The 20,111-nt window shown below is 71.0% G+C and carries 22 protein-coding genes; 8 read left to right on the top strand and 14 right to left on the bottom strand.

Going from position 1 to position 20,111, the window contains the following annotated elements; genetic code table 11:
- Nucleotides 1-106 precede the first annotated feature (106 nt).
- Together ACIBVP_RS22675 and ACIBVP_RS22670 are read left to right on the top strand one after the other, a co-directional pair.
- Nucleotides 107-637, top strand: a complete 531-nt coding sequence (locus ACIBVP_RS22675) for a hypothetical protein (protein WP_396108231.1) — start codon at nucleotides 107-109, stop codon at nucleotides 635-637.
- 145 nt (nucleotides 638-782) lie between these two features.
- Nucleotides 783-1,463 (top strand): CAP domain-containing protein, encoded by a 681-nt coding sequence (locus ACIBVP_RS22670; RefSeq protein ID WP_396108230.1) that lies wholly within the window; start codon nucleotides 783-785, stop codon nucleotides 1,461-1,463.
- Between the two features lie 13 nt (nucleotides 1,464-1,476).
- On the opposite strand, the gene ACIBVP_RS22665 is transcribed toward ACIBVP_RS22670, so the two are convergent.
- Genes ACIBVP_RS22665 through ACIBVP_RS22655 form a run of 3 tightly spaced genes read right to left on the bottom strand, consistent with a single transcriptional unit; the run spans nucleotide 1,477 to nucleotide 2,968 of the window.
- Nucleotides 1,477-1,914, bottom strand: a complete 438-nt coding sequence (locus tag ACIBVP_RS22665; RefSeq protein ID WP_396108229.1) for a VOC family protein — start codon at nucleotides 1,912-1,914, stop codon at nucleotides 1,477-1,479.
- Nucleotides 1,911-2,291, bottom strand: coding sequence for a VOC family protein (locus ACIBVP_RS22660; RefSeq protein WP_396108228.1), 381 nt, complete (start codon nucleotides 2,289-2,291; stop codon nucleotides 1,911-1,913). The genes ACIBVP_RS22665 and ACIBVP_RS22660 overlap by 4 nt, the downstream gene beginning before the upstream one ends.
- A complete protein-coding gene (locus tag ACIBVP_RS22655) occupies nucleotides 2,288-2,968 on the bottom strand; it encodes a response regulator (RefSeq protein WP_396108227.1) in 681 nt (226 codons plus the stop codon). The genes ACIBVP_RS22660 and ACIBVP_RS22655 overlap by 4 nt, the downstream gene beginning before the upstream one ends.
- 262 nt (nucleotides 2,969-3,230) lie before the next feature.
- Between ACIBVP_RS22655 and ACIBVP_RS22650 the strand changes: the two genes are divergently transcribed.
- Nucleotides 3,231-4,001 (top strand): TetR/AcrR family transcriptional regulator, encoded by a 771-nt coding sequence (locus tag ACIBVP_RS22650; RefSeq protein ID WP_396108225.1) that lies wholly within the window; start codon nucleotides 3,231-3,233, stop codon nucleotides 3,999-4,001.
- On the opposite strand, the gene mutM is transcribed toward ACIBVP_RS22650, so the two are convergent.
- From mutM to ACIBVP_RS22620, 6 genes are all read right to left on the bottom strand, one after another.
- Nucleotides 3,946-4,818, bottom strand: a complete 873-nt coding sequence (mutM, locus tag ACIBVP_RS22645; RefSeq protein ID WP_396108224.1) for a bifunctional DNA-formamidopyrimidine glycosylase/DNA-(apurinic or apyrimidinic site) lyase — start codon at nucleotides 4,816-4,818, stop codon at nucleotides 3,946-3,948. The two genes, ACIBVP_RS22650 and mutM, sit on opposite strands and share 56 nt — an antisense overlap.
- Nucleotides 4,811-5,569 carry a ribonuclease III gene (gene rnc, locus ACIBVP_RS22640; RefSeq protein WP_396108223.1) on the bottom strand — a complete coding sequence of 253 codons (759 nt, stop codon included), beginning with the start codon at nucleotides 5,567-5,569 and terminating at the stop codon, nucleotides 4,811-4,813. Before rnc ends, mutM begins: the two co-directional genes overlap by 8 nt.
- Nucleotides 5,570-5,600: 31 nt before the next feature.
- Nucleotides 5,601-5,783 (bottom strand): 50S ribosomal protein L32, encoded by a 183-nt coding sequence (rpmF, locus tag ACIBVP_RS22635; RefSeq protein WP_396108222.1) that lies wholly within the window; start codon nucleotides 5,781-5,783, stop codon nucleotides 5,601-5,603.
- Nucleotides 5,784-5,829: 46 nt separating this feature from the next.
- Entirely contained in the window at nucleotides 5,830-6,393 is a 564-nt protein-coding gene (locus ACIBVP_RS22630) for a YceD family protein (protein ID WP_396108221.1), read from the bottom strand.
- A gap of 71 nt (nucleotides 6,394-6,464) precedes the next feature.
- Nucleotides 6,465-7,214 carry a DivIVA domain-containing protein gene (locus tag ACIBVP_RS22625; protein WP_396108220.1) on the bottom strand — a complete coding sequence of 250 codons (750 nt, stop codon included), beginning with the start codon at nucleotides 7,212-7,214 and terminating at the stop codon, nucleotides 6,465-6,467.
- A 260-nt stretch (nucleotides 7,215-7,474) separates the two neighbouring features.
- A complete protein-coding gene (locus ACIBVP_RS22620) occupies nucleotides 7,475-8,197 on the bottom strand; it encodes a ribonuclease domain-containing protein (RefSeq protein ID WP_396108219.1) in 723 nt (240 codons plus the stop codon).
- Nucleotides 8,198-8,272: 75 nt separating this feature from the next.
- Here ACIBVP_RS22620 and ACIBVP_RS22615 point away from each other — a divergent pair, with 75 nt between their 5' ends.
- A complete protein-coding gene (locus tag ACIBVP_RS22615) occupies nucleotides 8,273-8,716 on the top strand; it encodes a GNAT family N-acetyltransferase (protein WP_396108569.1) in 444 nt (147 codons plus the stop codon).
- On the opposite strand, the gene ACIBVP_RS22610 is transcribed toward ACIBVP_RS22615, so the two are convergent.
- The 3 genes from ACIBVP_RS22610 to rsmD form a co-directional block, all read right to left on the bottom strand.
- Complete coding sequence (locus ACIBVP_RS22610; protein ID WP_396108218.1) at nucleotides 8,713-10,512, bottom strand: protein kinase; 1,800 nt, start codon at nucleotides 10,510-10,512, stop codon at nucleotides 8,713-8,715. The genes ACIBVP_RS22615 and ACIBVP_RS22610 overlap by 4 nt on opposite strands.
- Nucleotides 10,513-10,525: 13 nt before the next feature.
- Nucleotides 10,526-11,014: a pantetheine-phosphate adenylyltransferase gene (coaD, locus tag ACIBVP_RS22605; protein ID WP_396108217.1), complete on the bottom strand. Its 489-nt coding sequence runs from the start codon at nucleotides 11,012-11,014 to the stop codon at nucleotides 10,526-10,528.
- Between the two features lie 64 nt (nucleotides 11,015-11,078).
- Nucleotides 11,079-11,624, bottom strand: coding sequence for a 16S rRNA (guanine(966)-N(2))-methyltransferase RsmD (gene rsmD, locus ACIBVP_RS22600; RefSeq protein ID WP_396108216.1), 546 nt, complete (start codon nucleotides 11,622-11,624; stop codon nucleotides 11,079-11,081).
- Between the two features lie 110 nt (nucleotides 11,625-11,734).
- Here rsmD and ACIBVP_RS22595 point away from each other — a divergent pair, with 110 nt between their 5' ends.
- The 3 genes from ACIBVP_RS22595 (at nucleotide 11,735) to ACIBVP_RS22585 (ending at nucleotide 15,372) form a co-directional block, all read left to right on the top strand.
- A complete protein-coding gene (locus ACIBVP_RS22595; protein ID WP_396108215.1) occupies nucleotides 11,735-13,837 on the top strand; it encodes a HelD family protein in 2,103 nt (700 codons plus the stop codon).
- Between the two features lie 113 nt (nucleotides 13,838-13,950).
- Nucleotides 13,951-14,625 carry a hypothetical protein gene (locus ACIBVP_RS22590; RefSeq protein ID WP_396108214.1) on the top strand — a complete coding sequence of 225 codons (675 nt, stop codon included), beginning with the start codon at nucleotides 13,951-13,953 and terminating at the stop codon, nucleotides 14,623-14,625.
- A 126-nt stretch (nucleotides 14,626-14,751) separates the two neighbouring features.
- Entirely contained in the window at nucleotides 14,752-15,372 is a 621-nt protein-coding gene (locus tag ACIBVP_RS22585; protein WP_396108213.1) for a DsbA family protein, read from the top strand.
- On the opposite strand, the gene ACIBVP_RS22580 is transcribed toward ACIBVP_RS22585, so the two are convergent.
- Nucleotides 15,361-15,960: a CGNR zinc finger domain-containing protein gene (locus tag ACIBVP_RS22580; protein ID WP_396108212.1), complete on the bottom strand. Its 600-nt coding sequence runs from the start codon at nucleotides 15,958-15,960 to the stop codon at nucleotides 15,361-15,363. The genes ACIBVP_RS22585 and ACIBVP_RS22580 overlap by 12 nt on opposite strands.
- Before the next feature lie 74 nt (nucleotides 15,961-16,034).
- On the opposite strand from ACIBVP_RS22580, the gene ACIBVP_RS22575 reads away from it, so the two are divergent.
- Nucleotides 16,035-16,550 (top strand): hypothetical protein, encoded by a 516-nt coding sequence (locus ACIBVP_RS22575; RefSeq protein WP_396108211.1) that lies wholly within the window; start codon nucleotides 16,035-16,037, stop codon nucleotides 16,548-16,550.
- 85 nt (nucleotides 16,551-16,635) lie between these two features.
- On the opposite strand, the gene ACIBVP_RS22570 is transcribed toward ACIBVP_RS22575, so the two are convergent.
- On the bottom strand, nucleotides 16,636-20,010 hold the full coding sequence (locus ACIBVP_RS22570) for a pyruvate carboxylase (protein WP_396108210.1): 3,375 nt from the start codon (nucleotides 20,008-20,010) through the stop codon (nucleotides 16,636-16,638).
- Nucleotides 20,011-20,111: the final 101 nt, after the last annotated feature.

The following is a 20,111-nucleotide window of genomic DNA, read 5'->3' as shown; positions in this document are numbered from 1 at the left end:
TGCTCGTTCGATGTCGCGTTCGGTAAGGCTGCTAAGTTACCGCGCTGTGATGCGCTGCCTGCAGTGACCGAGTGGTCGCGCAGCGATTCCGAGGAGGGCTTCGCGGATGCTCGGACCAGATGACCGGATGGACGAGGCACCGCCCGCCGAAGGTGGCAGCGGCCTGCGCCGAACCCCGTACCTGGCCCTGGGCGTGGCGGGCGTGGTCGTGTCGACCGCGTTCGCGACGGTGGCGATGCTCGCGGGCGGGCAGACCGAGGAGGCGCAGCCCGAGCGCACGAGCGACTCCATCGAGGTGCGGGACACGACGTCGGGTGACACCAGCACGTCCGTGACGACCACGTCGTCGTCCAGCCCGTCGTCCACGACCACGACGACCACCACGACGACCACCACGACCACGACGGACGACGACACCCCGGTGGACGACGACACGACGGACCCGACGCAGACCCAGGATCCGACGACCCCGCGCCCGACCACGACAAAGTCGACCACGACCAGGACGACGACCACTCGGACGACGACCGAACCTCCGACGACGACCGAGCCCCCCACGACGACCGAGCCTCCTCCGACGGAACCCACCGACCCGCCGGCGGGCAGCAGCTCGGGTGGTAGCTCCGCCACCTCCTGATCACAGCCACGAACGGCCCGCTGGGAATCACCCGGCGGGCCGTTTTTCGTGCTGTTTTGTCGACCAATTGTCACTCGTCTGTTATCAAGTACACCCGATCGTGGTACGTTTCCGCGCCGTGGCAACGCCCCGTACACGGAGACCCGTGTTACCGACCCTGACGGCAGTTCTGGCGGGCGCCCTCGTCGCCGGTATCGCCTCGGTGCTCACGTCGACCACCGCGCAGTCGTCGGCGGACCAGTCGGACACCCTCAGGATCGGGCTCAGCGACCGGCACGTCGTCGCCCAGCCACCCGCCGACCTGATCCGCCCCACCCCCACCACGACGACCACCACGACGACGACCACGACGACGACCACCACCCCGCCCACGACGTCGTCGACCACGAAGGCCCCCGCTCCCCCGCCCAGGACCACGACCGAGGCCCCGGAACCCACCCAGCCACCCGTCGCGACCGGCACGGCGGAGGACCAGGTCGTCAACCTCGTGAACGCCGCCCGCGCCGACGAGGGCTGCGACCCCGTGAAGGTCGACGACCGCCTCACCGCCGCCGCGCAGGCCCACGCCGAGGACATGTCGGAGAACGACTACTTCTCCCACGTGTCACAGGACGGCAGGACCTTCGACGAGCGCATCCGCGCCGCCGGCTACCCGAGCCCCGGCGCGGAGAACATCGCCCGCGGCGCCCAGACCGCCGAGCAGGTCATGCAGATGTGGATGGACTCCGACGGCCACCGCCGCAACATCCTCAACTGCGACCTGAACACCCTCGGCGTGGGCCTCGACCGCGACGGCTTCTACTGGGTGCAGAACTTCGGCTACTGAGCCGCGGCTCGCCTCACCGCAGCTGTTCGGCCAGCGCGACGATGATGCCCTCCGGGCCGCGGACGTAGCAGATCAGGAACATGTCCTGGAACCGCACGACCTCGCCGACGAGTTCGGCGCCGTGGGTGCGCAGCCTCGCGAGCACGTCCTCGAGGTCGTCGACGGTGAACATGACGCGGTGCAGGCCCAGCGTGTTGACCGGCGGGCGCTGACCGGCGCCGACCGCGGCGGGGTGGCGGTACCGCATCAGCTCCAGCTTGCCGTTGCCGTCCGGGGTGCGCACCATCGCGACCTCGCTCCGCGCGCCGGCCAACCCGACGACGCGTGCCGCCCACTCGTCCTCGATCGGCATCCGGCCCTCCAGCTCCAGGCCGAGCTCCACGAAGAACGCGATGGCCGCGTCGAGGTCCTCGACCACGATGCCGACGTTGTCCATGCGCAGCACCGTCATGCCGCCGCCTCGCGGACCAGGCAGAACGGGTGCCCGGCCGGGTCGGCGTACACCCGCCAGCTCCGCTGCGAGTCGTCCAGCAGCGCGGCGCCCGCGGCCATCGCCTCCTCGTGCGCGGCGTCGAGGTCCGTGACGCCGAGGTCCAGGTGCGACTGCTGCGGGTACCGGGGGTCGGGCCAGCGCGGCGGGCGGTGGTCGGCCACCCGCTGGAAGCACAGCACGAGCCCGGAGGGCAGGTGCAGCGTCGACCAGCCGCCGCCAAGGGACCACCGCCGGTCGGGGCGGTTCACCTCACCGCCGAGCAGCGCGTGGTAGAACCGCGCCAGTTCCTCGTCGTCGGGACAGTCGAGCACCACGCACTGAAGGATCGCGTTCACGGTTCGAACCGATATCCCATCCCGGCCTCGGTGAGCAAATGACGTGGCCGGGACGGCTGTGGTTCGAGCTTGCGCCGCAGCTGCGCCAGGTACACGCGCAGGTAGTGCGTCTCCGACGCGTACGACGGGCCCCACACCTCCTGCAGCAGCTGCTTCTGTCCCACGAGCTTGCCCCGGTTGCGCACCAGCAGCTCCAGCACGCCCCACTCGGTCGGTGTCAGGTGCACCTCGGTGCCGTCGCGGATCACCTTCTTCGCCGCCAGGTCCACGGTGAACGCCTGCGTCTCGACCACGGCCTCCTCGCCGGTCGGCGTGGTGGACGCGCGCCGGACCGCGGCGCGCAGCCGCGCGAGCAGCTCGTCCATGCCGAACGGTTTCGTCACGTAGTCGTCGGCGCCGGCGTCCAGCGCGGCGACCTTGTCGCCCGAGTCGACGCGGGCCGAGAGCACGATGATCGGCACGTTCGTCCAGCCGCGCAGCCCCTCGATGACGTCGACGCCGTCGATGTCCGGCAGACCGAGGTCCAGCACCACGACCTCGGGGTGCACGGCGGCCGCGACACGCAGCGCCTCCCCGCCGTTCGCCGCCGTCGACACCTCGTAGCCGCGTGCGGTCAGGTTGATCCGCAACGCACGCACGATCTGCGGCTCGTCGTCGACGACCAGCACTTTCGTCACGTCTGCCCGCCCTCTGGAGATCGACCGAACACGCACGGCAAGTGTGCGCCATGGACAGCCTGCCGCGCGCGCGGGCGCGACGGTGGGACGTTGACGCCTTCTTCACGCGTGCGGTGATGCGCCCGACATCTGGACAAGGAGGAGACAGCTTGTCGAATATGTGACCTTTGGGCGGGGAATCAGTTGCTTAGGCAACTAGTACTGGGAGACAGGACGGTTTACCGTTGTCTAAACGAAGGAATGGCCTCCGGATAAGGCACCCATGAACGACATCCCGAAAACCCGCCGCACACGCGCGGACGCACTCCGCAACCGCGAACAGATCCTTCGCGCCGCTGTTGAGCTGATGGTAGAGCACGGCCCGACGGTGCCGCTGGAGACGATCGCACGACGGGCGGGCGTCGGCATCGCGACGCTCTACCGTCATTTTCCAGACCGAACGGTATTACTTCGTCAGCTCGCACTCGACCTCCTGACCCAGTCGGCGACCGCGGCGGAGGTGGCACTCGCCGAGGAACCGGACGCGTTCACCGCGCTGGCCCGCTACCTGCACGACGCGATCGACCTGCGCATCGGCGTCGTCATGCCGATGGTCGCCGAGCGCATGCTGATGGACGAGGAAGTGCTGGCCGCCCGCAACGCGTCGCGGCGCAAACTCGCCGAGATCGTGCAGGCCGCGCACGACGAGGGATCGCTCCGGCCGGACGTCGGGTCCGGCGACATCGGCCTGCTGGTGACCAGGATGGCCCCGCCGCTGCCGGCGATCTCACCGGAGGACAACCACCGGCTGAGCCACCGCCACATGGAGCTCGTGCTCGACGGGCTGCTGGGGTTCCTCGCCTACGACTCGCTGCCGGGCCGGCCGCTCGCCCTGGAGGAGCTGGGCCAGCTCCCGCGCGACGGCGACGGCAACTTCCTGCCCGTCATGGAGGGCAGCACAGACCGTTGCTGGGAGAGCATCAACCGCCAGAACAGCCTCAAGAACGGGGCCGTCGCTGGCAATGAGGGCAGAAGTACGACGAGCGGTTCATGAACGGCTCCCGCCGGATCGCCGTGCCGCACCGACCGCACGGCAGGCCTTCCTGGCCGTAGACGGCGAGCGACCGGTCGAAGTACCCGGACTGGCCGTTCACGTTGACGTACAGCGCGTCGAACGACGTGCCGCCCTGGCCGAGCGCCTCCCGCATGACGTCGGTGGCGGCGCCGAGCACCTCGGTCGCCTTGGCCGTGGTCAGCTTGTCGGTCGGACGGGTCCAGTGCAGCTTCGCCCGCCACAGCGCCTCGTCGGCGTAGATGTTGCCGATGCCCGACACCAGCGTCTGGTCGAGCAGGGCCCGCTTCAGCTCGGTCCTCTTCTTCCGCAGCGCGGCCACGGCGGCCGTCACCGAGAACTCGGGGTCCATCGGGTCGCGGCCGATGTGGGCGATCGCGGACGGCAGCCGCGCGCCACCGACCGTCACGAGGTCGTCGACGAGGAACCCGCCGAACGTGCGCTGGTCGACGAACCGCAGCTCGGGACCGCCCCCGTCGGTGAAGGAGAACCGGACCCGCAGGTGCTTCTCGTCCGGCGCGCCGACCGGCTGGACCAGCATCTGCCCGCTCATGCCGAGATGCGCGATCAGCGCGATGTCCGGGTTCGCGTCGTCGGACAGCTCCAGCCACAGGTACTTGCCGCGCCGCTGGACCGCCGAGATCGTGCGCCCGGCGAGCCTGCCGGTGAAGTCGGCCGGGCCAAGCAGGTGCCTGCGGATCGCCCTCGGGTGCAGGACCTCGACCTCGGTGAGCGTGCGACCGGTGACGTGCCCGTCGAGGCCGACCCGTACGACCTCGACCTCGGGGAGCTCAGGCACCTTTGCCGCGCTGCTGTTGCTGCTCGGCGGCCTTGATGATCTCGGTAAGCGTGCGCCAGGCCGCCTCGGCGGCCTTCTGCTCGGCTTCCTTCTTGGTGGTGCCGTCCCCGCTGCCCCGGTCCTGGCCCGCGACGATCACCGTGGCGGTGAACTCCTTGCGGTGGTCGGGGCCTTCCTCCTGGACGCGGTACTCCGGCACGCCGAGGCTCGCCGACGCGGTCAGCTCCTGCAGCGAGGTCTTCCAGTCCAGGCCGGCGCCGAGCAGCGGGGCCTCCGCGAGCAGCGGGTCGAACAGCCGGTGCACGAGCTCGCGCGCGACGTCGATGCCGTGGGCGAGGTACACCGCGCCGATCACGGCCTCCATGCCGTCGGCGAGGATGCTCGCCTTGTCCCGGCCGCCGGTCAGCTCCTCGCCCTTGCCGAGCAGCAGGTGGGCGCCGAGGCCCTCGTCACCGAGGCCGCGGGCGACACCGGCGAGGGCGTGCATGTTCACCACACTCGCCCGCAGCTTCGCGAGCTGGCCCTCCGGCATCTCCGGGTGCGTCCGGTACAGGTGGTCGGTGACCACCATGCCCAGCACCGCGTCGCCGAGGAACTCCAGCCGCTCGTTCGGTGGCAGACCACCGTTCTCGTACGCGTACGAGCGGTGTGTCATGGCGAGCTTCAGCAGCTCGGCGTCCAGTTCGACGCCGAGCGCTTCGAGCAGCTTCCTGGGGTCGGCCGTCGGACCCCGCGCCGCTCTACCCCCCACAGTGGCCTACCACCATCACCAGTGCCGTGGATCAGGCCGGCTCGGTGACCTGACGGCCGCCGTACTGACCGCAGCTCGGGCAGACGACGTGCTGGGGCTTGGGCTGACGGCAGGCGCGGTTCGAGCACTCCACCAGGTGGACAGCGCTGGTCTTCCACTGCGACCTGCGCGAGCGCGTGTTGGAACGCGACATCTTCCGCTTGGGGACGGCCACGACTAGTTCTCCTTCAATGCTTCCTGGTGGTGGATCGACGGTCGCCTCAGGCGTCCCGATCCGTGCGGAACCGCTCCGTGAGCGCGGCCCACCGAGGGTCAATCGTCTCATGCCGGTGATCGGGACCGAGATCGGCCCACCTACCACCGCAGTCCGGGCACAGTCCCGCGCAGTCCTCCTGGCACAGCGGCGCCGCCGGGAGCGCGAGCACGATCGCGTCGCGCACCACCGGTTCAAGATCGACTTTATCGTCGACCAGGCGGAAGACCTCGTCGGAGTCGGTGGTCTCCTCGGTGATGCTGTCCGGGTAGGCGAACAGCTCGGTGAACTCGGCCGACACGTCGTGGTCGTCCGGGGAGATCGGGTCGAGGCAGCGCGAGCACTCCCCCGCCACCGGCGCGACGGCCGTACCCGACACGAGCACGCCCTCCACGACGGACTCCAGCAGGACGTCCAACTCGATCTGCGCGCCCTTGGGCACGGTGATGACGCCCTCGACGCCCATCGGGACGGGCGTCTCGACCACCCGCTCCAGCTTGCGCGAGAGACCTGGCCGCCTGCCCAGCTCCCTGGTGTCGACGACCCACGGGCTGTTCCGCTGTTCGGACATGACGAACTCGACGTTCCCTGTGTGAGGAGATTCCCGCGACTCGGCGGGTGTGCCCGACCAGCGTACGCGGGTCAGGCGGAGTAATCGAACGGGACGGCCGGTTCGGGCTGGGACGCGGGCGGCGCGGCGGGTGGCATGCCCATCCCGCCGCCACGCAGGTGGGCCCGGCCCTTGCTGACCGTGCGCAGCGTGTGGGACAGGAGATCGGCGAACTCGGCGAGCTTGCCGTCCACGTACTCGTCGCACTCGCCGCGCTGGCGGGTCACCTCGTCGGCGGTCGCGTCCAGGATCCGGGCCGACTCCAGGTGCGCGGCCTGCACGACCTCGGTCCCGGAGACGAGCCGGGCCTGTTCGATGCGGCCGTCCTCGACCGAGCGTTCGTAGGACTCGCGGCCGGCCTGGATCATCCGGTCGGCCTCCACCTGGGAGCGGCCGACCAGGTCGTCGTACTTGGCCTGCCCGGCCGCGACGGTGCGGTCTGCCTCGTTGCGGGCGTCCTGCACGAGCCGGTCGGCGTGCGCCTGGGCCTCCGCGACCAGCCGCTCGGCCTCCGCACGGGCCTCGGCGACGGTCTGCTCGGCCTCCAGGTTCGCCTTGCTGACGGTCTGTTCCGCCTGGTGCTCGGCCGCCCCGACGATCTCGTCCTTGCGGTCGAGCACGTCCTGCGCGTCGTCGACCTCGCCGGGGAGGGCGTCGCGGACCTCGTCGAGCAGTTCGAGGATGTCCCCGCGCGGGACGACGCAACTCGAGGTCATCGGAACGCCACGCGCCTCCTCGAGGATCGTGACGAGCTCGTCGAGGGCCTCGAACACCTTGTACACGCCTCTGCTCCCTCCAGCACCCCGGCACACGCCCTGCGGACTTCTAGTGTCCCGAGTCGAAAGTTCGGCACGCTTCTCGGCGGCCCAGCTTCCCGCTGGCGGCGTTGCCGATCCACCCAAGTACAACCCGGTACGAGGGAGGATCGGCGCCTTGCCAGCGGAAACCCGGATCCGCCGATAAGCGCACCAACTTCCGACTCGCGACACTAGTCTGCCGCGTGTGCCGGGGTGATGTGGGGAAGCCGGCCCAGGTGCGCGTGTCAGTCCGTGATGACCTCGACAAAGGACGCGTAGCCGTCGGGCGTGTAGTAGTACTCGCCGCCCTGACCCGTGACCAGCCTGCGCTCACCGCGGTCCGGCGCGCCCGGCGTGGGCACGGTGTACAGGTGGTAGTAGCCCGCGTCGCAGGCGGGCAGGACGCCCTCGCGGTTCTCGTAGACCGTGCCGTCCTCCGGGTACGGGAACGGGCCACCCTGTCCGACCAGCGCGATCGTGTCGGCGACCTCGGCCGGGAGGCTCCCGACGGGGACCTCGTCGAGGTCCGCCTCGCCGCACGCGGGCGGCGGGGAGGTGCCGTCGAGGTCGATCAGCACGAAGCTCGCGTAGTGGTCGTCGGTGTAGAAGTGCTCGCCCGCGCTGCCGGTGACGATGCGCCGGGCGCCGCGGTCCGGGCTGCCGGGGGTTTCGACGGTGTACTCGTGGTAGTAGCCGGTCTCGCAGTCGGGCAGGATCCCTTCCCGGTTGCCGAAGACGGTGCCGTCCTCCGGGTACGGGAACGGACCACCCTGCTCGATCAGGTTCGCGGTGTCGGTCGCCTCCGGCGGCAGGCTCGACAGCGGCACGACATCGAAGCCGGACGTGTCGCCGCAGGGCGCCGCGGCTCTCTGCGCGGCGAGGGTCGGGACCGCCAGGCCGAAGACGGCCAGGAGCGCGATCAGCAGGGGTAGGAGCGTCTTCACAGGTTTCGTTGTGACGTTGCTCATTTTCCGACCGTAACTCTGACGCGTGACCTCGGATTAGCGCCGATAGTCGGCTGTTTGAATGCACTCGTGACCGACATCGAGATCAGAAGAGCGACCGCCGACGACGTCCCGGCGATCGTGGCGATGCTCGCCGACGACCCGCTCGGCGCCACGCGGGAAACCCCGGGCGACCCGGTCTACGCCGAGGCGTTCAAGGACATCGACGCGGACCCGCGCCAGTTCCTGGCCGTCGCGGTGGCGGAGGGCGAGGTCGTCGGCACCCTGCAGCTCACGTTCATCCCCGGCCTGTCCCGGCTCGGTGCGACGCGCGCGTTGATCGAGGCGGTCCGCGTGCGGTCGGACCAGCGCGGCGGCGGGCTGGGCGGGACGCTGATCCAGTGGGCGGTCGACACCGCTCGCGAACGCGGCGCCGCCATGGTCCAGCTGACCACCGACGCCAGCCGGGAAGACGCCCACCGCTTCTACGAACGCCTCGGTTTCGTCGCGAGCCACGTCGGCATGAAGCTGCCGTTGCGTTAGGGCTTCCGGCCGGTTCTGCGCACGACGTCCTTCACGAACTCGACCGTCGGCGCGCCCGCGTCGACGATGCCCCGCTCCTCGTTGAAGCCCCACGCGAACAGGCCGTCGGCGACGAGGTCCGCGATCGACGAGTCGGTGAGCAGCGTGCGCATGTCCTTGTCGATCACGTCGGGCGGCACGTCGTCGTTGGCGTGGGCCGCGACCATCACGGGCGCGTACTCGCCGAGGATGCGGACGGACTCCCGGATCTGCTCGACGTTGCCGGTTTCCTGCCAGCTCAGCACCGAGTTGAAGTCCGAGACGGCCAGCACGTCGGCGAAGTCCTCGAACATCGACGCACCACCGCCTGCCTCGGGGTGGTCGTCGATCGTCGCCTGCCACCCCTGCCAGCCGAGGCCCACCCGGGCGTTGGGCGCCTCGGCGTGGATGATGTCCCGGATCTCGACGTACCGGTCCTTGAGCGCACGGAAGTACGCCCGCGTCGCCTCGGTGTTCGAGTAGTACCCGTCGTCGCCGCACGCCATCGCGCTGACCTCGTGGAACACGGTGACGTACAGCGGCGGCCCGTCGGCCCGCCCGGCGAAGATCCGGGCGAGCGAGCGCATGTCGTCACCGAAGGTGTCGGTGAACGGCTCCTGGCGCCCGCAGGCCCGGCCGTACCCGGTGTCGAACGGCACCTCGGGGTTGTCGTCGTCCTCCCAGCTCGGGACGAGCAGGTGGAGCGCGAACCCCTGGTCGTAGGCGTCCGGGACCACACTCCCGCGCCAGCTCGTGAGGCCCGCCAGCTCACTGGACTGGTGGAACGTGGTGGTGAGCATCCCGACCGGCGCGTCCCGCACCAGCTCACTCGCCTGCGCCAGGTTGGCGCCGCCGCTGAGCCCGTACAGCAGCTTGGGGTCACCCGCCCCCGGCACGTCGCGGCGTTCCCCGGGCGCCGAGGGCGCCTCGGGCCGGTCGGCGGGCGGACGGTCCGAGTCCGCCAGGATCCTCGGCACGAAGACCACCCCGGCGACGAGCAGCAGCGTCACCCCGGCGGCGATCGCGGCCAGCACACCGCGGGACATCGTGCGGCGTCCCCGCGCGGTGCCGCCGGCGACCCGTTCGAGCCGGCCGGCCGCCGCGTCGGCCGACAGCCGTCGCGACGGGGTCTCGGCCGTCAGGTCGGACAGCACCCGGCCGAGCGCGGCGCTGTCCCCGGCACCCTCGACGGCCGCGCGCAGCGTCACACCGAGCGCGTACAGGTCGGCCGCGGGGGTGGCGGCGCCGCCCCGCACGACCTCGGGCGCCACGAAACCGGGCGTGCCGGGGCTCTGCGCCGACCCGGTCACGGTCACCTCGGACCAGATCGCGATGCCGAGGTCGGCGAGCTTCGCCGTCCCGTCCTCGGCGACCAGGATGTTCGCGGGCGTGATGTCGCGGTGCACCATGCCGCGTGCGTGCATGGCCGCCAGCGCGGCGGCGATCTGCGCGCCGACGTGCGCGGCGCCCGCGGGGGTCAGCGGCCCGTCGGTGCGCAGGACGTCCGCGAGGCTGCGCGCGGGCAGGTACTCCATGACCAGCCAGCGCTCGTCGTCCTCGACCACGACGTCGAACACGGAGATCACGTTGGGGTGCTGCAGCCCCGCGCCGATCCTGGCCTCTCTCCGGAGCTGCTCGCCGTCGCCGGTGCTGGTCCGTTTGACCGCCACGACCCGCCGCAGCTCCAGGTCGGTGGCTCGCCAGACCACGCCCATACCCCCGGCACCGACCGTGTCCTCCAGCCGGTACCGGCCCGCGATGACGTCCCCGCTACGCACCGCTCCAGCGTAGTTACTTACCGCCGCCGTCGGCGAGGCGTTCGACCAGACGGCGGTGGACCGTCTTGGAGAGCAGGTGGGTGACGTCGCCACCGTACGTGGCCACTTCCTTCACCAGGGAGCTGGAGAGGAAGCTGTTGAGCGGCTTCGTCGGCATGAACAGCGTCTCCACACCGGTGAGCTGCTGGTTCATCTGCGCCATCTGCAGCTCGTAGTCGAAGTCGCTGATCGCGCGCAGGCCCTTCACGATGGCCTGGATGTCGTTCTGGCGGCAGTAGTCGACGAGCAGCCCGTGCCACGAGTCGATCCGCACGTTGTCGAGGTGGCTCACCGACTCGGCGAGCAGCTCCATCCGCTCCTCGACCGTGAACAGGCCCTTCTTGCTCTTGTTGATGAGCACGGCCACGACGACCTCGTCGAAGAGGCCGGCCGCTCTCTCCAGGATGTCCAGGTGCCCGTTGGTGGGTGGGTCGTAGGAACCGGGGCAGACGGCGCGCCTCATGCGCGGAAGATATCAGCCCTCACCTGCGCGGACCTGTCGACGGTGGCCTTGGTCACGCCCGCGTTCACGGCCACCGCGCCCAGTGCAGCGACGTCTCGCCGTAGTGCTTGACCCGCACGGCTTCCAGCGGCTCCGGCCACACGACGTCCGGTGCCCGCCGCGACCGTTCGACGATCACCACGGAGCCCTCGGCGACCCAGCCCTCCCCCACCAGCAGGCGAAGCTCCGCGGTCAGGTCCTCGACCGCGTACGGCGGGTCCGCGAGCACCAGGTCGAACGGCACGTCGGTGCCCGCGGCGAGCACGGTCGCGACCTTCCCGGCCCGCACCACCCCGGGCAGCCCGATCGCGGTGACGTTGCCGCGCAGCACCGAGAGCGCGCCCGAGGAGGATTCCACGAACACCGCCTCCGCCGCGCCCCGCGACAGCGCTTCGAGGCCCAGCGCGCCGCTGCCCGCGTACAGGTCGAGCACGCGTGCCCCGTCGAGGTCCACAGCGGACTCGACGGCGCTGAACAGCGCCTCGCGGACACGGTCGGACGTCGGCCTGGTGCCCTTCGGTGGCACCGCCAGCCGCCGCCCTCCTGCCCGTCCGGCCACGATCCTCGTCACACAGGACATGGTCGCAGGGCATCTTGATCGAGGTGCGCACCACCTCGTCCGCGCATTTCGCGTAGGCTCGCTCTTCCCACCCAACACGCTGGCACTCACAGGAGCGGTGCGTGTCGCAGACCTCCGACAGGCAGACCGAGATCGCGGTCGAACAGGCCCACGTCGACGTCGTCTACAAGCGCGTCGACGAGATGCGCACCGAGGCCGAGGCCATGCGCAGACGCGGCGACCAACTCGCCCACGGGGCGCGCAACGAGGCCATCTTCGAGCAGGCCGCGATGCTGTTCGAACGCGACGTGATGGTCCGGCACGCCACGCAGATCCTGCGCACGCTCGACGCGGAGCACGAGGGCCTGGTGTTCGGCCGCCTCGACGACACCGACGGCGAGACCATGTACGTCGGCAGGCTCGGCATCCGGGACGTGAACTTCGACAACCTCGTCACCGACTGGCGTGCGCCCGCCGCGGCCGCGTTCTACCAGGCGACCGCCGAGCAGCCGATGAACGTGGTGCGCCGCAGGGTCATCCGCTCCACCGGCCAGTCCGTTGTGGACATCGACGACGACCTGCTGGCGCCGGAGAAGCGCCCCGAGGGCATGGCGGTGGTCGGAGAAGGCGCGCTGATGGCGTCGCTGACCAGGGCGCGTGGCGACCGGATGCGCGACATCGTCGCCACCATCCAGCGTGAGCAGGACGAGGCGATCCGGGCGCCGTGGAAGGGCGTCACCGAGATCACCGGCGGCCCGGGCACCGGCAAGACGGCCGTGGCGCTGCACCGCGTGGCGTACCTGCTTTACCGGGACCGGCGCCGCATGGGCGGGTCCGGCGTGCTGGTCGTGGGTCCCTCGCCGGCGTTCACCTCGTACATCTCGCGGGTCCTGCCGTCCATGGGAGAGGACACGGTCGAGCTGCGGTCGCTGGGTGAGGTGCTCGACGGCGCCCGCGCGGTGGGCATCGACTCGGCCGAGGTGAGCCGGGTCAAGGGCTCGCTGCGGATGCGCAGGGTGCTCAAGCGCGCGCTGCGCGAACCGCCGCCGAACGCGCCGGACGAGCTGCGCATCACCTACCGGGGCGAGGTGCTGAAGCTCGACGCGCGTGACCTCGCGAAGGTCCGACGTGCCGTGCAGGGCATCAACCGGCCGCCGAACCAGTCCAGGGTGGACGCCGCCGAGGCGCTGCTGGAGGCGCTGTGGCGCAAGGCCGACTCCTACGGGCTGGGGTTCGACCGGGACGAGCTGATCACGGAACTCGGTGAGCGGATCGACTTCCACCGGTTCGTGGTGGTGTGGTGGCCGATCCTGTCCGAGCGGGAGGCGCTGCGGCTGCTCGCCGACCGCGACCGGTTGCGCAGGGCCGCGGGCCGCGCGTTCACGCCCGCCGAGGTCGACGCGCTCGTCGAGTCGTGGGCCGACCCGGCCGTGGGCCCGACCGTCGCGGACGTGGCGCTGCTCGACGAGCTGCGCGTGCTGCTCGGCCCGCCGCCGAAGCGGCACCGCCGCCGGGTACGTGCGGCGGCGCAGGCCGAGCACCAGGGGTGGTCGGCGGCGCCGAGGCGTGGCGAGCACTACGACGAGTACTCGCACATCGTGGTCGACGAGGCGCAGGACCTGTCGCCGATGCAGTGGCGGATGATCGGGCGGCGCGGCAAGTACGCGAGCTGGACGATCGTCGGCGACCCGGTGCAGTCGTCGTGGCCGGACCCGGCTGAGGCGGAGCAGGCCAGGGTGTCCGCGGTGGGCGCGCGGACACAGCGGCGGCAGTTCCAGCTGCGCACGAACTACCGGAACTCGGCGGAGATCTTCGAGCTGGCCGCGCAGGTGGTGACCGACGTGTCCACGCCGGACCAGCTGCCGCACGCGGTGCGCAGCACCGGGGTCAAGCCGTCCGTGCGTGTGATCGACCCACCGGAGCTGGCCGACGCACTGCGCCTCGCCACGCGCCAGCTGCTCGACGAGATGGACGGCACCGTCGGCGTGATCACCGCGGCGGGCCGGCTCGAGGCGTCCCGTGAGCTGTTGGCGGAGGTCACCGACGAGCGCCTGCACGTCGTGGACGGCATCGAGGCGAAGGGCCTCGAGTACGACGCGGTGGTGCTCGTGGAGCCGACGGAGCTGGTGACCGAGTCGACGACCGGCCCGCGCACGCTGTACGTGGCGTTGACGCGTGCCACGCAGCGGTTGACCGTGCTGACAAGCGATCCCGACTGGCCGTGACGGAGCAGGCGGGCCGTGTGGGTCGATCGACCGTCATGGCCCGCAGGGGAACCACTTAGGGTCGGTGTGCCGTCCTTCCAGCACAGCGCAGCCGAGCCATGGAGTAAAGACAGATGACGTACCCACAGCCGCCCGGTCAGCAGCCGTACGGTCAGCAGCCAGGCTGGCCACCGGCACCCGGGCCGGGCGGTGGCTACCAGCAGCACGGGCAGTTCCCACCCGGCGGCCAGTACCCGGACGGTCCGTATCCCGGCGGTCCCCAGCCTCAGAAGAAGGGCAACGCCGGGCTCGTCGCCGGGCTCGGCGTGGCGGTCGTCGCGCTTGTCGTGTTCACCATCACCGCGTTCGTCGCACCCGGTTTCCTGCTCGGTGACGACGACTCCGGCGGCACCGCGGGCTCGGGCGGCACCGCGACCAGCGCCGGCGAGGAGACCGGCGGCTGCGGGACGGGCGGCGCCACCGACCCCGACGGCATGGACGACGGCAGCGCCCAGAAGGTCAAGGCGCTCATCTCGAAGATCGTCCAGGGCTTCTGCGACCAGGACCAGGAGGCGCTGACGCAGCTCATCTGCACCGGGTCGGAACCGGCGATCAGGGGCTACGTCGAGGAGGCCGATCTCGTCGAGGAGTTCGAGCTGCGCGGCGAGATCGACGACGCGGGCCCGACCGCGACGGCCAGGGCGCGTGCCGTCCTGGCCGACGGCACGAAGCGCGTCGACGCCGACATGATCATCACCGTGGCCTACGAGGGCAGCGACTTCTGCTGGAAGGACATGGCGGAGGCCTGACGCCGGAATGACGGCGCGCCCGGTGTGGTTCGTCTGTTGTATGGACGAAGAGACCGAGGACGTGCCCGTGCTGGTGACGCTCGGGGACGAGGACGTGCCGGTGTGTGAGGACGGGAGCTGCGCGCTGTGAAGATCGAGGTCTGGTCCGACATCGTGTGCCCGTGGTGCTACATCGGCAAACGACGCCTGGAGTCCGCTCTCGCCGACTTCGACCACGCGGTCGAGGTGGAGTGGCGCAGCTTCCAGCTCGACCCGGCGTTCCCCCGCGGCGAGGCCATCCCCGTGTACGAGGGGCTGGAGAAGAAGTTCGGCGGTGACGTCCGCGCGATGACCGAGCGTGTGACCGAACTGGCCGCCGCGGAGGGCCTGCGCTACGACTACGACCACGCGGTCATGGTCAACACGTTCGACGCCCACCGCCTGACCCACCACGCGAAGGCGCAGGGCCTGGGCGGCGAGATGCACGAGCGCCTCATGCGCGCACAGCTCGTCGAGGGCGAGACCGTCAACGACGTGGACACCCTGGTGCGGTTGAGCGAGGACATCGGCGTCGAGGGCGCCCGCGAGGTGCTGACGAGCGACCGGTACACGTCCGACGTGGAGGACGACATCCGCGAGGCGCGGCTGCTCGGCGCGACCGGGGTGCCGTTCTTCGTGCTGGACCGCAAGTACGGGGTGTCGGGCGCGCAGCCCGTGGAGGTCTTCTCCTCGGCACTGCGCCAGGCCCTGGCGGGTTCAGCCGCCTGACGTCTGCCGGCGGGCGGCGTGCGCGCGGACCTTCGACCGGTTGCCGCACGCCGCCATGCTGCACCACACCCGGCGCCCGCGCGGGTCGAGGAACAGCCACCCGCAGCCGTCGCCGGGGCAGGCGCGCACGGTCGCGAGCGCCGGGTCCGCCAGCAGGTCGGCCACGGCGAGCGCGCTGGCGTGCACCGGCAGCCGGGGATCGTCACCCGTCGGCAGCCGGAACCGCGCGCCGCCGCCGGGTTCGCCAACCAGCCTGCGGTGCGCGTTGGCTTCGTCCGCCCACGCCGCGAACGCCGGGAGCGCCGCGGCGTCCCGGTGCCGCAACAGCCGGTACGCCACCGCCCGCAGCTCACGGACCTCCGCCAGCACCTCGGTGCCCGCCGTGCGCGGGCAGTGCGGCAGCAGGCCGGTGAACTCGACCCAGACCGCGAGGTGCTCGTGGTCACGGAGCCATTCGTGACGTGCGTCGGGCGGGTCGTCCCAGCCCGCGAGCGTGTTGCACAGCTCGAGTGCCGGGTGCCCGGCGATCGGTTTGGGCAGGACTCGCCCACCGGCCCGCACCGCGTACGGGGGCAGCTTCCCGGTCACGACCACCTCTCTTGACAGCCCGTGTCGCTAACCACTTGACTCACGATAACCGGTTAACGACTCAGGAGCGAAACATGCGTGCTCGGAACCTGGCCGTGGCGGCGTTGGCCGTCGTACTGACCGCGCTCGGCGCGACGCCCGCACAGGCGGTGAGCGGACCGGAGCCGTGGCAGCCGTACACGGCGACGGACTTCGTCGCACCCGAGGGCAAGTACTGCGCGTTCGCCCTCGCCGTGGAGGCGATCGTCGACGAGGAGGAGTTCCGGGTCGTCACCCGCTACCCCGACGGCGCGGAGCGGGTGCTGGAGTACCGCGGCGAGTTGGTCACCCGGTTCACCAACGTGGCGACCGGCGCGTCGGTCGTCCGCGACCTGTCCGGGCACGCCTGGCTGGAGCTGTACCCGGACGGGCAGGCGATGAAGTCGTTCTCCGGCATCGGCCCGTTCGGTTTCGGGTTCCGCGCGGAGGACGACTACTCGCAGGGCTACTACCGCTTCGACGGCGTCACGCTGATCACGATCGCGGAGGACGGCACCCGCACGCTGCGCTACACCAGCACCGAGGAGAACCTGTGCGACACGCTGTCCTGACGCGCTGAAGGGGCCCTTCAACACAGCCAACGCACCGAAGGACCCCATCAGCACGGCCAACCCGCCGGATCGCAACCCCGTGCGCTCAGCTCAGCACGACCAGCAGGTCGCCGCCCTCCACCTGTTGCACGGAGCCGATCGCGACGCGGGCGACGGTCCCGGCCTTGGGTGCGGTGATCGACGCCTCCATCTTCATGGCCTCGATCGTCGCCACGGTGTCGCCCGCCTCGACCGTGTCGCCCTCGGCGACCGTCAGCGTCACCACGCCCGCGAACGGCGCGCCGACGTGGTTCGGGTTGGCCCGGTCCGCGCGTTCGGCGACCGGCACGTCCGAGGCCACCGACCGGTCCCGCACCTGCGTGGCACGCAGCTGGCCGTTCAGCTTGGCCATGACAGTGCGCATGCCGCGCTCGTCCGCCTCGCCGATCGCCTCCAGCTCGATCAGCATCCGGACGCCCTTCTCGAGGTCGACCGGGTACTCGATGCGCGGCTTGAGCCCGTAGAAGAAGTCCTTGCTCGCCAGCACGGACGTGTCGCTGAACTGCTCGCGCTGCGCCAGGAACTCCTTGGCGGGCGCCGGGAACAGCAACCGGTTCAGCGTCGCCCGCCGGTCGCTGACGAGACCGGCCCTGTCCTCGTCGGACAGCCCGGGCGGCTCCGGCGCGGGCGACCGCCCCCGCAACGCCTTGGTGCGGAACGGCTCCGGCCACCCGCCCGCCGGGTCGCCCAGCTCGCCGCGCAGGAAGCCGATCACCGAGCCCGGGATGTCGAACCGGCCGGGGTCGGCCTCGAACTCCGTCGGGTCCACGCCCGCGCCGACGAGGTGCAGCGCCAGGTCACCGACCACTTTGGACGACGGGGTCACCTTGATGAGGTGGCCCAGCATGCGGTCCGCGGCCGCGTAGGTCGCCTCGATCTCCTCGAACCGGTCCGCGAGGCCGAGCGCCGCCGCCTGCGTGCGCAGGTTCGACAACTGTCCGCCCGGGATCTCGTGCGTGTACACGCGGCCGCTCGGCCCGGGCAATCCGGCCTCGAACGGTGCGTAGACCTTCCGCACGATCTCCCAGTACGGCTCCAGGTCGCACACCTTCCGCAGGTCGAGCCCGGTCTCGCGCTCACCGTGGTCGGTGGCGGCGACGATCGCCGACAGCGACGGCTGGGAGGTGGTGCCCGCCATCGACGCCGACGCGCCGTCGACCGCGTCCACCCCGGCCTGGATCGCGGCGAGGTAGGTCGCCAGCTGACCGCCCGCGGTGTCGTGCGTGTGCAGGTGGACCGGCAGGTCGAACTCCTTGCGCAGCGCGGTGACCAGGCGGTGCGCGGCGGGCGGGCGCAGCAGCCCCGCCATGTCCTTGACGCACAGCACCTGCGCGCCCGCGCCGACGATCTGCTCGGCCAGCTTCAGGTAGTAGTCCAGTGTGTACAGACGCTCGTTCGGGTCGGACAGGTCGGCGGTGTAGCACAGCGCGACCTCCGCGACCGCCTTCCCGGTCGACAGCACGGCCTCGATGGCCGGGCGCATCTGCTCGACGTCGTTGAGCGCGTCGAAGATGCGGAAGATGTCGATGCCGGTCGCGGTCGCCTCCTCGACGAACGCGCTGGTCACCTCGGTCGGGTACGGCGTGTACCCGACGGTGTTGCGGCCGCGCAGCAGCATCTGCAGGCACAGGTTCGGCATGGCCTCGCGGAGCTTCGCGAGCCGCTCCCACGGGTCCTCGGCGAGGAACCGCAGCGCCACGTCGTAGGTCGCGCCGCCCCAGCACTCGACGGACAGCAGTTCGGGCGTCATCTGCGCGACGTACGGCGCGACGGTGACCAGGTCCTTGGTGCGGACGCGGGTGGCGAGCAGCGACTGGTGCGCGTCGCGGAACGTCGTGTCGGTGACGCCGACGGCCTTCGACTCGCGCAGCCAGCGCGCCCAACCCTCGGGGCCCAGCTCGTCGAGCTTCTGCTTCGACCCGGCGGGCGGCGTGGACAGCTCGATCTCCGGCAGCTTCGCGCCCGGGTCGATCACCTCGGGCCGCTCGCCGTGCGGCTTGTTGACGGTGACGTCGACGAGGTAGGACAGCAGCCTGGTGCCGCGGTCGGACGAGCTGCGCGCGGTCAGCAGGTGCGGCCGGTCCTCGATGAACGACGTGGTGACCTTGCCCGCGATGAAGTCCGCGTCGTCCAGCACCGCCTGCAGGAACGGGATGTTCGTGGAGACACCGCGGATGCGGAACTCGGCGACCGCGCGCCGCGCCCTGGCCACGGCGGCGGGGAAGTCACGGCCGCGGCAGGACAGCTTCACCAGCATCGAGTCGAAGTGGGCGCTGATCTCGGTGCCGGGCGAGACGGTGCCGCCGTCGAGGCGGATGCCCGCGCCGCCCGGCGAGCGGTAGGCGCTGATCTTGCCGGTGTCCGGGCGGAACCCGTTGGCCGGGTCCTCGGTGGTGATGCGGCACTGCAGCGCCGCGCCCCTGATCCGCACCGTGTCCTGGGAAAGGCCCAGGTCGGCGAGGGTCTCACCGCTCGCGATCCGCAGCTGCGACTGGACGAGGTCGACGTCGGTGATCTCCTCGGTGACCGTGTGCTCGACCTGGATGCGCGGGTTCATCTCGATGAACACGTGCTGCCCGTCCTGCGACAGCAGGAACTCGACGGTGCCCGCGTTGCGGTAGCCGATGTGCCGCGCGAACTTCACCGCGTCGGAGCAGATCCGCTCCCGCAGCTGTGGGTCGAGGTTCGGCGCGGGCGCGATCTCGATGACCTTCTGGTGGCGGCGCTGCACCGAGCAGTCGCGCTCGAACAGGTGCATCACGTTGCCCGCGCCGTCGGCGAGGATCTGCACCTCGATGTGCCGCGGGTTGATCACGGCCTGCTCGAGGAACACGGTCGGGTCGCCGAACGCGGACTCGGCCTCCCGCATCGCGGCTTCGAGCGACTCCCGCAGGGCCTTGGGCTCCAAGACCCGCCGCATGCCGCGCCCGCCGCCACCGGCGACGGCCTTGACGAACAGCGGGAACCCCAGCTCGTCACCGGCGCGGAGCAGCTCGTCCAGGTCAGCCGACGGCGCCGACGAACGCAGCACCGGGATGCCCGCGGCGCGCGCGGCGGCGACCGCGCGGGCCTTGTTGCCGGTGAGCTCGAGGATCTCGGTGGGCGGGCCGACGAACGTGATGCCCGCCGCCTCGCACGCCCGCGCCAGCTCCGGGTTCTCCGACAGGAAGCCGTAGCCCGGGTACACCGCGTCGGCCTCGGCCTTCCGCGCCGCCTTCATGATCTCCTCGACGGAGAGGTAGGCGCGGACGGGATGACCGGGTTCGCCGATCTCGTAGGCCTCGTCGGCCTTCATGCGGTGCGCTGAGTTGCGGTCCTCGTGCGGGAAGACGGCCACCGTGCCGGCTCCCAGCTCGTATCCGGCGCGAAATGCCCGGACGGCGATCTCGCCACGGTTGGCGACGAGCACCTTGCGGAACATGCCGTACCTCCTGTCAGGGGGTCGGGAACTTCGGGGAACGTTACCCGGTGGTTCCCGCCTGTCGGGAGTTCTGTCCCACGTGACGGGCGTGACGGTTTGGG

Source organism: Actinophytocola sp. NPDC049390, from assembly GCF_044466355.1.
In the GTDB taxonomy this organism is placed as follows: Bacteria; Actinomycetota; Actinomycetes; order Mycobacteriales; family Pseudonocardiaceae; genus Actinophytocola.
This window is presented reverse-complemented; position numbering and strand designations above follow the sequence as displayed.